Genomic DNA, 13478 nt, shown 5'->3' with positions numbered 1-13478 from the left:
GTCCGCAGAAATTCAGAGGACTAAAGTCCTCACTACGAACCTAACTAGGAACAAAGGTTCGTAGTGCGGACTTCAGTCCGCAGAAATTCAGAGGACTAAAGTCCTCACTACGAACCTAACTAGGAACCTAACTACGAACCTAACTACCAACCTATTCGATCGCACTTAATACAGAGGACATTATATGACTAACAAAATCCTGCTGACCTCATTTAATACTTGGCTTTCCCATCAGAAGTCGAACTCTTCCGACGATTTATTAGCCAAAATTTCTCGAATTCAATCTTTGCCTGATTCGCTAACTTATTTGAGAAAACTGCCCGTAGATTTTCAGGAAGCGCCGAATTTGGCGATCGCCCAAATCAACCAAATCCAACCCGATATTATTATCTGCTGCGGCATGGCCGAAAGCCGGCAAAAATTAACCGTAGAATCCTGCGCTTGCTGCGATACAGACATTCTGAAAACAAAAGTCAATCTCGAACCGCTAGTCGCTGATTTATGCACCACCGAAATCAGTCACGAAGCCGGAAAATATGTTTGTGAAGCTCTCTATTACGCAGTTTTAAAACATATTCGCAATGCTCAACTTCCCGCTAAATGTATTTTCGTCCACGTGCCAATTTTAACATTAGAAAATTCTGACAAAATTGTCGGCGATTTTTTATCTATTGTCAATCGCCTAACAATTAACCACTCTCAACTGACAACTAAGAGGGCGGGCACGGGGGCACCGCCCCTACCACAGATCAACTGACAACTGACAACTGACTATTGCCAACTGCCAACTGCCAACTCTTTAGCCGCCGTAATTCCAGCCTGTGGTTTCTAATAGCAACGGATCGCCCTCGCGATGAACACCGGCGCCGATAACTTCACCGACATAAACCGTGTGATCTCCGTGTTCCACAGCACCAACAACATTGCACTCAATGTAACCCAGAGTATCCGAAATAATCGGACAACCTGTTTCGGCGCCTAGATAAAATTCTACATCCTCAAATTTATTGCCAACGCGGCGCTGCTGCTTGAAGAATTTCTGGGCTAACTCTTTTTGTCCAGCTTCCAGGAAACTCAAAGCAAACACACCGCTGGCTTTGATCATGGCGTGGGATTTGGAATCTTGCTTGACGCAGTTGACGACTAAGGGAGGGGTAAAGGAAGATTGCATCACCCAGCTAGCGGTGAAACCGTTGACTTCTTCCCCGTCTTTGACACCGCAAATGTACAATCCGTGAGGGATTTTGCGGAGGAGGGTCTTTTTAGCTTGTTCGTCTAGCACGGGCTTACCTGTCGATCGATAATTCTACACCGCCCAGTTTACCAATGTCCCGTCCACAAACCCAACTGTCTTAAGGGCGATGCGCCACACCGAGAATGTTGAGATTGCCAATATTAGTTTTTTCACAACCAAATTTTATGCTTGCCACAATATTTATTTTTATTAACTTAAATTGAGTTTTTCCGATGTTTTGACAACCAACTATATACTATGTTAAGACTTTAGCTATTAATCTTAGAATCTAAACGCAGTCACTCAATTACTTAACAAAACCGGAGATAATTCGATGACAGAATCGTTTAAACGGAACTTTGGTTTAGGTCTTGTAGCAGTCAGTATATTATCTCTAATTTGTTTCGGCATAATAGGGATTGGCAGAGACGGCCAGCTAAATGCTGACGGTGGTGTCCTTTACGCTGCCGGACGTGCTTGGCTGAAAGGTTTAAATGCTTACAACCACGGTATGCTGACTCAAAGTGTAGCGACAATAAAAGAAATTGACAACCTAAAAGATGCGGCTTTCTTTTATCCTCCTCAATCAGCCGTGTTTTGTATGTTTGTCGGTCTTTTCGATTACCCTATTGCCAAGTTTGTTTGGCTATTACTCAACTTGCTTTCAATCGCAGCTATTATTGCGATGACAGTTCGCACCATCAACCAACATCAAAATAACAGTCAAAATCAACTCGGCAGTTTGGTGATGACTGCGATGATTGTTGGCAACCCATTCACTGCCCACGTTGTGTGGATGGGTCAAACTTCTTTGATGGCTTTTGCCGGGACAATGGCTGCTTGGTTTTTCAGCCAACGGCAAAAATTTGTATTGGCAGGAGTCTGTTTGGGTATAGCCAGTTTTAAACCGCAACTATGCTTATTGCTGGGTATTTGGTTTTTGCTAGAACGGAACTGGAAAATATTAGCTGTAGCCTTGGCAACGGTTATAATTATGAGCGCTTACCCGTTGGTGCTGTATGGCGGGCCAGTTGGGATGCTGGCAGCGTGGCATCAAGGAATTCAAGACAGCTATAGTTCTTTGCCTTTCAATCAACCGGGGTTTCAAGATAAAGTTGGTATGGAAAGTCTTTTCGCTTCTTTAGGCTTCAAAATACCAGCTATCAAGATTGTGGCAGTAATTTTAGCGGTTGTGCTGTGGGTGTTTCGCAATAGAATTAATCGCGAAGATGTGTTGGCTTTGCTGATGGGTATATCCTTCACCTTTCTGGGATATACTCACGTTTACGATTATGTAGGTTTGTTCCCGATTCTGACTTCGCTGTGGCTGTATTGCAGCAATAACCGCAAAGCTTTGCTCAGCAGTATTGCTTTAGTTTTTCTGCTCTTTTTTCCGAGACGGATATTTTTAGCAGCGGGTTTGCCTTTTTTGATTCACTGGAGAACAATTGTTGTTTTAATTCTAGTAGTTGGTGTTGTTCTATTCAGCATGAAATCTAAATCGAGTGAGGGATTGCAACAAGAAATTGCTTGATTTTGGGTCGAGTTACCAGTGACGATATTTTTAACTGTCAACTGGCTGACTCCCTTGGTCAAAACTCTCAAACAACTCCATGCTTTTTAAACCAATCTTGCAGCTTTTTCCAAGCATCATTGGCTTCTTTTTCCCGGTAAGTGGGGCGATAGTCGGCGTTAAAACCGTGGGGTGTATCTGGATAAAGCACAATTTCGGAACCGCTGCTGCCAGTTTTGAGAAGTTGCTGCATTTTCTCGACTGTATCGTTGGGAATTAACTCGTCTTTGCCGCCGTAAAGCCCCAATACTGGCACTTTTAAAGTTGCGGCAAGGTCGATCGGCTGTTTGGGAGTTAAAGGCCCAGAAGCGCTCGCCAAACGCCCGTACCAAGCCACACCAGCTTTGACTTTCGGGTTGTGGGCTGCGTACAGCCAAACAATTCTGCCACCCCAGCAAAATCCGGTAATCCCTAACTTATCAATATTGCCCTTGGCTGACTTTTGCGCCCAATCGACGGTAGCATCTAAATCGGACATGACTTGAGCGTCGGGAACTTTCGAGACAACTTTACTGACAATTTCTTGAATGTCGGTGATTTTAGAAACATCACCTTGACGGGCAAACATCTCTGGGGCGATCGCCAAATAACCTAATTTAGCTAAACGGCGGCAAATATCTTGAATGTGGGCGTGCACTCCAAAGACTTCTTGAATTACTAAAATTACTGGAAAATTGCTACCGCTAGCTGGCATTGCTCTGTATCCTGGAATCTGCCCATCTTTCACGGGAATTTTGACTTCACCTGCAACTAAATTCGTTGTATCTGTGGTAATAGTTGCCAAAGAAATAGGATGAACTGCTAAGGCAAATCCGGCGGTTAATGCGGTGACAGTGATAAATTGTCTGCGAGTTAAATCTTTCATAGATAATGGGGAATGGGGAATGGGGGCATTGGGCATCGGGCATTGATAATTGATAATTGATAATTGATAATTGATAATTTCTTCCAATGACTGTCAACTGTCAAATGTCAACGAAGAGGGCGGGCACGGGGGCACCGCCCCTACCAATTGCCAACTGACAACTGTCAACTGTCAACTGTCAACTGACGAAACAGCCGATCGTGCTCTGGATGGTACAAGCGCGATCGCCCTTGGGCCTCTTTACCCAAAGCCGGACTAATCACATACATCGTCGTTCTGATTAAATTGTGTTCGCGAGTGGCGATCGCCATTTTGTCAAGGGGAACCAGCACAATTTTCTCATCGGGCCAGCCCAAGCGATAACAAATCGCCACAGGCAAATCAGAAGGGTAATGTTCCATCAACTTAGCTTGAGCTTGTTCGACGTGTCGCGCGCTCAAATACAGACACAAACTCGCTTGATGGGCCGCTAAACTAGCTAATTCTTCACGTTCTGGTACTTCAGTGCGACCGCTAATTCTGGTCAAAATAATTGTCTGCACAACTCCGGGAACTGTCAACTCAATTTTAAGTTTAGCCGCCGCAAGTTGGAAAGCACTAATTCCCGGAATTACCTCAAAAGCAATTCCCGCTTCCGCTAAAGCGTGCATTTGTTCGCCGACTGCACCGTAGAGACAGGGATCCCCCGAATGCAGTCGGACGACGCTTTTGCCTGCTCGCACTCGATCGACCATCAAAGGTACAATCTCTTCGAGAGTCTTATCTGCCGTTTGGATAACTTCAGCATCCGCGCGCACCCCCTCTAAAATTTGCTCTGGGACAAGGGAATCGGCAAATAATATGACATCGGCCTGGGCCAGTAGTTTTTGAGCCTTAACAGTCAACAAATCCGGATCTCCCGGGCCTGCACCTACAATGTATACGCCTGGAATTAGGGATTGAATCTCTGTCAAACTCATTGCGGATAAAAAATTTACTAAATTTACCGACGTTTCCGGATGCACCTATTTGGGTTGGAAGTAAGGGATGGTAGATGCACCCTGGTTTTGAACCCTAGAGACTAACGTCTCTGGGGTTTTTTATTGATCTTCTGGGGATTTGGGATCGACCTTTGTGCGATCGCCCGTGGCTGATACAACATCTGGCAAAGGTCGATCGAGCAAATAAAGCCAAGCCAACCCGCCCAAACCTAAAACAATCCCAGTCAAGCTTACCATCTGCGCCGTCCGCAGCGCCCCGAACATCAAACTATCAGTTCGCAACCCTTCAATCCAGACTCTACCGCAACTGTAAGCAGCGATATAAACCAAAAACAAAGCACCAGTTTTCAATCTAATTTTGCCCTGCAAGTCGCGGAAAAACAAAGTCAGCAGCAACCCAAATACTGTCAAATTCCACAGAGATTCGTAGAGAAATGTGGGATGGAAGTATTCAAAATTAGCATAGGCGATCGGGCGACTATTCGCCGGAATATAGAGTTTCCAGGGCAAATCCGTAGGACTTCCAAAAGCTTCCGAGTTAAAGAAATTTCCCCAACGTCCGATCGCCTGACCGAGAATTGCCGAAGGTGCGATCAAATCTGCCAATTGCCAAAAAGAAACTCGCTGGATTTTCGCAAAAATTAAAGCTGCGATCGTGCCTCCCAAAATTGCGCCGTGAATAGCAATTCCACCTTTCCAAATTGCCAGAATATCTTCAGGCCTCTGGGCGTATTGCTGCCACTCAAAAGCCACGTAGTAAATTCGAGCACAGGGAATAGCGCCCAGAACCAGCCAAATTGCTAAATCGCCCAGCAATTCCGGGTTAACGCGGCGTTTTTCTGCCAAATATTGGGACAGAGTGACCCCAATCAAGACGGCAGAAGCTATCAACAGCCCGTACCAACGAACGGCTAAGGGGCCGAGTTGAAAGATAATTGGGCCCGGGGATGTAAATTGAAAGCCTAAGGGCAGCGCAAGAATATTTAGCACCATGAAAATTGCATTAATTGTGGTGGAAAGCTGTCAAATTTGCATACCCTTTCACAAACTACAGAGTTTATTTTAGGTGACTGCGGTCATTTACACGCAATATTTGGGGAATTTCGCCGAAATTAACTTTGTTGCGGGTATTTGTATCAGGAGTTTTCTTTGTGAGTCCACAATAAGATCCCCCCTAACCCCCCTTAACAAGGGGGGAACCGGATTATTCTCTTTCGTCCCCCTTCTTAAGGGGGATTTAGGGGGATCGAGACTTCGCCTTCTGGAGGATTGTCGGCAGTTTTGGTCGAGAAGTTTTAATATAGAGGGTGGTTTTAAATTTTCTGATGACCTATGTCTCCTACTTCCGTTTCTCAGGTGTACTCTTCTGGTAATTCCAGGGATGCGAATCAGTCTCGCAAGACTGATGCTTTGGCTGTTGAGTCTGGTAAAATTCCGCCGTTGTTGGGCGCGAATTTGGCTGAGTTAACGGAGTGGGTACAGCAAAATGGGCAACCTGCTTATCGCGGGAAGCAGTTGTATCAGTGGATTTATGAGAGAGGCGCCCGATCGCTCTCTGAAATTTCGGTATTCTCTAAACAATGGCGCGAGACTGTTGCTAAAATTCCGATCGGGCGATCGACTATTCATTTGCGATCGGTCGCACCAGACTCCACCGTCAAGTATCTCTTAAAATTGGCAGACGGTCAAATCATTGAAACCGTCGGCATTCCCACCGAAAAACGGCTGACAGTGTGCGTCTCAGCCCAAGTTGGCTGTGCGATGGGCTGCGACTTTTGCGCTACGGGAAAAGGCGGTTTCAAGCGCAACTTAGAAAAACACGAAATCGTCGATCAAGTCTTGACAGTACAGCAAGATTTCGGCCGCCGAGTCAGCCACATCGTATTTATGGGGATGGGCGAACCCCTGTTGAATATCGATAATGTCGTAGCTGCTGTCAAGTGTTTGAATCAAGACGTAGGAATTGGACAGCGAAACATCACCATTTCCACAGTCGGAATTCGCAACCGCATCAACAAACTAGCCGAACATCAACTGCAAGTTACCCTTGCTGTCAGCCTCCACGCCTCCAATCAAAGACTGCGCGAAGAGTTGATTCCCAGCGCCCATCCTTATCCTTTGGGTGAGTTAATGGCAGAATGCCGCGAATACGTGCGATCGACCGGCCGCAGGTTAAGCTTTGAATATGTACTCTTAGCTAATGTAAATGACTTACCAGAACACGCCGCCGAGTTAGCAAGTCAGTTGCGCGGTTTTCAGTGTCACGTCAATTTGATTCCTTACAATCCGATTCAGGAAGCTGAATATCAGCGGCCAACTCCCAATCGAATTAACCAATTTGTGGCGGTTTTGAAGGAGAAGAAAATTGCAGTTAGCGTGCGGTATTCTCGCGGCTTAGAAGCAGATGCCGCCTGCGGACAACTGCGGGCTTCGGAGGTAGAATAGTAGATTTTTACTGTCATGTAAAATTGGTTCGTAGTGAGGACTTTAGTCCGCATCCGTCAGAGGACTAAAGTCCTCACTACGAACGTTTTTGATTGTGTTTGTGCGAGATGAAATGATATTACAACAAACTCTACAAGCGTTTTAAACTGTTCGGAAATCGTTAACTCCGATTTGTGAAGCATTGACTCCGATCAAAGAGACGATCGCAATTCCATTCACCTCAATCAAAGTATTGCTATTACTCTGACTGATTTTCAGTTGGTTGAAAGTCAAGCCACCAGACAATCCTAACACATCTTCGCCTTTCACAAAATCGGAAATAATATCGAGTCCGAGATTGTTTCCGACGACAAATATGTCATTGCCCAAACCGCCAATCAAGCTGTCGTTGCCTAAACCTCCAAACAAAATATCGTTGCCTTCGCAGCCGAGAAGCGTATCGTTACCTTTGTCTCCATAAATCGAATCATTGCCCTTACCGCCGTCAATTAAATCATTGCCTTGACCCCCATAAACTAGGTCATTTCCGGCATCGCCAGACAAAGTATCGTCCCCAACTTCTCCAAAGAGAGTATCATTGCCTTCGCTGCCTAGGATTAAATCCTGACCGTTTCCGCCGAACAAAGTATCGTTTCCTTTGCCGCCGTCGATAAAATCGTTACCTTCATTGCCCAAGATTAAGTCATCATCTTCTTGCCCGTTAAGTGAATCGTTTCCTTGATTCCCGAAAATAACATCTTTACCAAAACCGCCAATAATGATGTCGTTTCCTTTGCCTCCCAACAGGATATCGTTGCCGCCCTTGCCATCAATAAAATCGTTACCTTCGTTGCCGTTGAAAATGTCTGCGCTATTCCCACCAATCAGGTTGTCATTACCTGCTTTGGCATCGAATATATTGGGAGTGTTACTGCCAATATAACCGTCATTTTTGGCAGTACCAATGAGGATGCCGGAATTGCCGTTGATGATATTATCGACTGGATTTAGTCGATCGAGGTTTGGTCGTTCAATGCGATCGCCAATGCAGGTTAGATCCGGTGTGGGCGTTGGTGTGGGCGTTGGTGTGGGCGTTGGTGTGGGCGTTGGTGTTGGAGTTGCTGTCGTATCGACGATCGTCAAAATCGCCGTTTTCTGATTGCCCAAACTTGCATTATTTGTGGCATTTGTCAAGCTGAGATTGACAGTTTCATTACCTTCGACTAAGGTGTCATTGGCGATCGCAATAGTGAAAGTTTTGCTAGTTTCACCAGACAGAAAGTTTAACGTACCTGATGTGGCAGTGTAGTCGCTTCCGGCGGTGGCGCTACCGTTAGCAGTGGCCTAACTGACAGAGGCGGAAACATTGGTGACACCTGTACGATTCACCGTAATTGTTTGGGTTGCGCCGTTTTCATTAACGCTGTAAGTGGCGTTGCTGAAATTAAATGTTCCCGGGGCTGATACATCGTTATCGGCGATCGCCACTGTCGCAGTTTGAGTACCAGCAGCCCCCAAATTGTAAGCAGCATTACCGACTAGAGTCAGCTTCACAGCTTCGCTACCTTCCACAATCCTGTCGTCAATTGGGGTAATAGTAACATCGGCAAAAGATTGACCGGCTGGAATGATAATGCTGCCCGTTAAATTCGGAGTGAAATCATTGCTGGATGCAAACCCCGTACCGCTAGCAGTTGTATAATTCACTGTCAGCGGCAGTGTGGTACTGCCCGATCGCGCAATGCGGAAAATACCAGGATTTGCGCCGGATTCTGCCGCGGCTGCGTCTGTTGCAGTAATCGTGACAGTCGGTTTCGGCAAGGCAATATTAAACCGGGCGACACTCGGATCGTGATCGCTGTCTTGGGCGGCAAATTCTGAGTTGATGTGAACCACATCAAAGCCGGCTAAGTTTTTAGCTAAGTTATTGCTAGCTAAAATGTGGTCGAGAACCTGCGCGTTGCCTTGGAAATTGTAAGTATAGCGCTCGTTTTCCGGCAGAGTTTCGATTAAGTTTTGCAGTACAGCGGTGCCAGTACCTTTTGGAATTCCCCGGACAACATTCAGCGGTTCGGAAAATTGGAAATCGTTCAAATCTCCGGCAACAATCACATTCGCGTTGGCATCTACTGCCAAAATACTATCCACAAAATTGTTGACAATTTGTGCTTGTTGCAGTCGTTGAGTTTCGCTGGTAAGAGTAGGCGGTTGACTCGGGCCGAAAAGCGGTTGATCGCCGCCTTTAGAGTTGAAGTGATTGGCAATTACAAACACCGATTGGCCGTTGAATTTAAATTCACCGACTAACGGCTTGCGGCTGGTATCAAATGCTGCGTTAGTCGGGTCAATTCTGCCCGGACTTGCTGACAGTACGGGCGATCCGCTAACGTTGTTAACCGTGGTTGCGGTTGTGGAAGTGCCGCCAGGGCGATCGACAAATGTAACGCGGCTGGGATTGAACAAAAATCCGACTCGAATATTGCCACCAGGTTCGCCGCCGTCTTGGTTGTTTACCGGGTTAATTTGCCGGAATTCATAAGTCGGGCCGCCTGCTGTTTTAATGGCGGCAATTAAGGTGTTGTAAGTTGTATCCGCCGCGACTACGCCGTCATTTGTCGCGCCGTTGTTATCTTGAATTTCCTCGACGTTGATAATGTCAGGACTTTTCAGATTGGTGACAATACGGTTAGCGATGGCTGGGAATTTTGCTGTATCGCTGGGGTCTAAATTCTCGACGTTGAAAGTAGCAACTGTTAGCTGGCTGGCACTTCCAGTTAAGTTTGTTACTTCCTTCGTTAAGCCGCCGGATGTGACGCTGGCTTGAGGAATTTGAGCGGTATTTAAAAGCTCGTAATTGCTGAAACTGTAACCGACAACGCCTGTAAATGTGGTTAATTTGTCTCCCACATTAACAGCAGGTGACAGGCTGCCATTGCTGGGAGGATTCAGCAAAGTGTCGTCAATTTGAATGCGTTCTGGGTTGAAATCATTTGCAGAAACGGCAATCCCACCGCGACTTGTTCTGCCCGTAGCATTCGCACCGTTATCTGGCAAAACGTAGAACTCGCCAAAGTTATTTGTGGGGCCGACAACTACGGGATTGTTGACTTGCACCAGCATTGATTCTAAGCTTTCATAGAAGTCGATGCCTTCCGCTGTCGGGTCGAAATCGCCGCCAGTTTCGACATTTCCAGCAGTGGCGCTGAAGTCGTTTTGAATGGAGGTTGTCGGTTGAATCCGGCCGCCCGTACCGATGACAGTTGGAGTAATTGTTCCTAAAGAGGCGATCGCACCTACCGCAGATCCAGCAACCGTAGCGTTAATTTGAGTTAATGTTAGATTGGTGGCGTTGTTAGCAGGACGGAATTCGTCAACTCGACCAGTTACTTGCACCGATTGTCCGACAGTAGGATTCGGTATTGTCGAACTTCCCAGGAATACAAAAATTGCTTCTGATGTCGAATTTGGATTCGGCCCGGTATCGGGAGTTGGGTCTTGGATATAAAAGCCGCGACCCCCACCGCTGCTAATTACCGCTGTCACTACACCGGGAACATTGCTAACAGTTTGAGTGGCTAAAGGTGAAGTATGACTTGCGCCTTGAATGTTGCGGATGCGAACCGGAGAACTGCCCAAAGTTACGATATCGCTGCGGAATTTTTGGAAGTTGTCTTGCGGCAAATCTTTCGAGATAACGTTGTTGCCGTACCAAATATTATCGCCGTTATCAACTAATAGCTGAATCTGACTGCTATTGGTTAAGTTACTCGGCACTTCGACGATGGATTCAAAACTGCCACCTGCATTCAAAGCAGTCAAATTTGCCGATCGCACTTGCGGCGCATCAGCAGGATTTCCAGTCCAAGTGTACAACCGGAAATCCTTCGGTGCAGTCCCCGTAGCGCTGTCGGCAGGGCCGGCGACAATGAGGTATTCGTTGTTAGCATTGCGATCGATACTGCGAATCCCCCGCCCGCCCAAATCTAGTTGAATCGGAGCACCAATCATGGCGCTAGTCGCTGTTGCTGTTACTAACTCGGTGAAGTTAGTAATCGGTGCGATCAAAGCTTTAGTGCGATCGCTTGTGGGAACTTGCGGCGCGCGAAATGCCACGTAAGCAGTGGTACCATTTGGCGCAAGGGTCAAACCTTCGATATTGAAACCATCTAAAGTAGTAGCTTCTGGAATTTTACCCGCAGCCGCGCTAGCAGTAAAATTGAAACCATTCGTATTTCCCCACGCGATCAAATCGTTGCGGAGATTGTCATATTTACCAGCAAAAGTCAGATTAGTTGTTGCACCGCTACCGGAAATATCCGTCGCAAACAACCGATAGCGATTCGGGCGCAAATTGCCACCGCTGGCGTTGCTGTGGGAAGCCAACCAGTAAATCTTATTCCCGGCGCGAGTTGAAGCTTCGATATCAATTTCTCTGGGAATACCGCCGGAGATATCCGTCAAGCCGAGAGAGTTGGTAAAGTTAAAGGTTTTGACTGGTAAACCGGAATTTGCGCGATCGTACAAACGAATTGTTTGGTCTTCGTCATCAGCGACTACCATATAATTGGAGTCGATCGCGATCGCCGTACTCGCATCGCTAGTTCCAGTCAGAAAACGGCTGGTTGTCGGATTCCCCGAAGCAGCAGAAGCGGCGTATTTGAGAACTGTAGATGTTGTACTTGTGCCGTCACTTACAGTAACAGTTAGATCGGCAAAACCGACACCCACCGGATTAATTTTCAGATTGCGACTTGCGCCAGTTCCACTGATAGTTAAATTAGCGTTGGGAACCACCGCAGTATTGCTGCTGGTTGCGGTTAATGTCAGATTTCCAACCGCAGTTTCCGCATCAGCTAAAGTAAAGTTAACCCCAAAATTCTTAGCCGGATCCGTCGGATCGTTGATGACACCTGATAAAGTAGGAACAGTTAAAAATGTAGAAGCTGCACTCGGTGCGATCGTCGGTGGAGTGTTAGCAGTCGCTGTAACAGTTGTAGTGACGGCGGTAGTCGAGGAATTGTTGGTTTCGTTGCTTTCGGCGATCGCACTTCCGGGATCTGCAACTGCCGCACCTATCGTACTGCTAACAGTACCCGCAGCAGTAGGAGTAACGTTAATTGTAAGGGGAACATTGCCACCAGCGGCGATCGCACCGCCGGTAAAAGTAACAACTCCCGCTGCTTGAGTCGCAGTAAAACCGGTACCGCTAGCCGAATTGTAAGTAACGCCCGCAGGTAAAGTAAATTTAGCGCTAACTCCTGTAGCAGCAGCAGTACCGCTGTTAGTTAAAGTCAGCGTGTAGTTGAAGGGAGTGTTAACCGTCGCTGTCGCAGGGGCGCTGCTGGCGATAGTTAAATCGGGTAAAGGAGTTGTAGAGGCGATCGTCACAGCCGCAGCAATATCTGTAAGTGCAGTAGGATTAGTTACAGTCGCAGCCGTGCGCGGAGTCGTCCAAGTACCCGTAACCGCATTGTAAGTTCCAGTTAACTTAGTAAACGCGCCGCTAGCAGGATCGGGAAAAAGAGTTGTATTAGTTCCATCCCCAAAAGTTCCCTGGGCATTATTGTAGATATCATTTGTAGGCAATACATAACCGCCAGTCGCCGGATTTGCCGTCCCTACACCGGTGCCAAAAAATACAGCATCAACGGGAACAGTTGTGCTAGTAATACTGGCAACCGGAACATCAAAAATCGCAATCCCGTCAGCATTAGCACCTCCATTTCCGAGTACCCCGCCAGTGTTGAGAGCTCCAAAACCGTCACCCGCAGTTGTGCTTGTATTGATAGTTTTCAGCCAATTTGCCGCCGAAATATCTGTAGTGGCGGCACCATTAATTAATTTGCCAGAACCGCCGATATAAGCAACTTGCCCCTTAGCGATCGTACCTGAATTAATGCTGAAACCGTAGGTTAAAGCAGTCCCGCTAACCCATCCGTTGGCCAGTGCAGTTCCATTATTTGACCACACCACCGTGTAGGGAGTCGCTGCAAAGTCGATCGCCTCTGTAGCAATTACCTGTAAATATTCATAGGGGCTATCTGTACCGGCTGGATTTGCCATGTAGCCCGAAATCACTAACTTTGCTGCCATAACACTTATTCCCGTAGTTTGCGCCAGTTTTCACTCCCAAAGACAGATACTACTAGCTGAAAGTTAAGAGATAGTAACTGTTTATTTAAGTAACAGTTAATAATTATAAAGTCAAAATAATCTAGCATATTTTGTGTCCAATTACAACAAATCTATTTCTAAGCCGTAGGGTGCGTCAGAGTGCATGATTTTATCAAAAATCAACCTACGATCTGACGCACCCTACTACTACGAACCTTTTTGAGGTTGAATAGTAGATTTTTCGTGTTAGGTAAAATTGGTTCGTAGTGAGGACTTTAGTCCTCTGAA

At 46.6% G+C, this 13478-nt stretch carries 9 protein-coding genes and 1 pseudogene; 3 read left to right on the top strand and 7 right to left on the bottom strand.

What is annotated here, in order from left to right:
- Nucleotides 1-184: 184 nt before the first annotated feature.
- A complete protein-coding gene (locus QZ918_RS21160) occupies nt 185-757 on the top strand; it encodes a pyroglutamyl-peptidase I family protein (RefSeq protein ID WP_293338156.1) in 573 nt (190 codons plus the stop codon).
- A 42-nt stretch (nt 758-799) separates the two neighbouring features.
- Here the strand turns inward: QZ918_RS21160 and QZ918_RS21155 are convergent, their stop codons facing one another.
- The gene (locus tag QZ918_RS21155) at nt 800-1282 is read right to left on the bottom strand and encodes a flavin reductase family protein (RefSeq protein WP_293149208.1); all 483 of its coding nucleotides are present in this window, start codon (nt 1280-1282) and stop codon (nt 800-802) included.
- A 286-nt stretch (nt 1283-1568) separates the two neighbouring features.
- Between QZ918_RS21155 and QZ918_RS21150 the strand changes: the two genes are divergently transcribed.
- Nucleotides 1569-2768, top strand: a complete 1200-nt coding sequence (locus tag QZ918_RS21150; RefSeq protein ID WP_293338155.1) for a glycosyltransferase family 87 protein — start codon at nt 1569-1571, stop codon at nt 2766-2768.
- Between the two features lie 67 nt (nt 2769-2835).
- On the opposite strand, the gene QZ918_RS21145 is transcribed toward QZ918_RS21150, so the two are convergent.
- The 3 genes from QZ918_RS21145 to lgt form a co-directional block, all read right to left on the bottom strand.
- Nucleotides 2836-3708 carry a dienelactone hydrolase family protein gene (locus QZ918_RS21145; protein ID WP_366863558.1) on the bottom strand — a complete coding sequence of 291 codons (873 nt, stop codon included), beginning with the start codon at nt 3706-3708 and terminating at the stop codon, nt 2836-2838.
- A 128-nt stretch (nt 3709-3836) separates the two neighbouring features.
- Complete coding sequence (cobM, locus tag QZ918_RS21140; protein ID WP_293149214.1) at nt 3837-4631, bottom strand: precorrin-4 C(11)-methyltransferase; 795 nt, start codon at nt 4629-4631, stop codon at nt 3837-3839.
- Nucleotides 4632-4751: 120 nt separating this feature from the next.
- A complete protein-coding gene (lgt, locus tag QZ918_RS21135) occupies nt 4752-5645 on the bottom strand; it encodes a prolipoprotein diacylglyceryl transferase (protein ID WP_293149216.1) in 894 nt (297 codons plus the stop codon).
- Nucleotides 5646-5984: 339 nt separating this feature from the next.
- Here lgt and rlmN point away from each other — a divergent pair, with 339 nt between their 5' ends.
- Entirely contained in the window at nt 5985-7097 is a 1113-nt protein-coding gene (gene rlmN / locus QZ918_RS21130) for a dual-specificity RNA methyltransferase RlmN (RefSeq protein ID WP_293338154.1), read from the top strand.
- Between the two features lie 141 nt (nt 7098-7238).
- Here rlmN and QZ918_RS21125 read toward each other — a convergent pair whose 3' ends face one another.
- The 3 genes and pseudogenes from QZ918_RS21125 to QZ918_RS21120 form a co-directional block, all read right to left on the bottom strand.
- On the bottom strand, nt 7239-8219 hold the full coding sequence (locus tag QZ918_RS21125; protein ID WP_527250421.1) for a calcium-binding protein: 981 nt from the start codon (nt 8217-8219) through the stop codon (nt 7239-7241).
- A pseudogene (locus QZ918_RS33150) lies at nt 8214-8405 on the bottom strand (Calx-beta domain-containing protein); the annotation flags it as partial. The gene QZ918_RS21125 and the pseudogene QZ918_RS33150, both read right to left, overlap by 6 nt.
- A 15-nt stretch (nt 8406-8420) precedes the next feature.
- Nucleotides 8421-13169 carry a DUF8508 domain-containing protein gene (locus QZ918_RS21120; protein WP_293338152.1) on the bottom strand — a complete coding sequence of 1583 codons (4749 nt, stop codon included), beginning with the start codon at nt 13167-13169 and terminating at the stop codon, nt 8421-8423.
- Nucleotides 13170-13478: the final 309 nt, after the last annotated feature.

It is taken from the genome of Microcoleus sp. CAWBG58, from assembly GCF_020883045.1.
Taxonomy (GTDB): Bacteria; Cyanobacteriota; Cyanobacteriia; order Cyanobacteriales; family Microcoleaceae; genus Microcoleus.
This window is presented reverse-complemented; position numbering and strand designations above follow the sequence as displayed.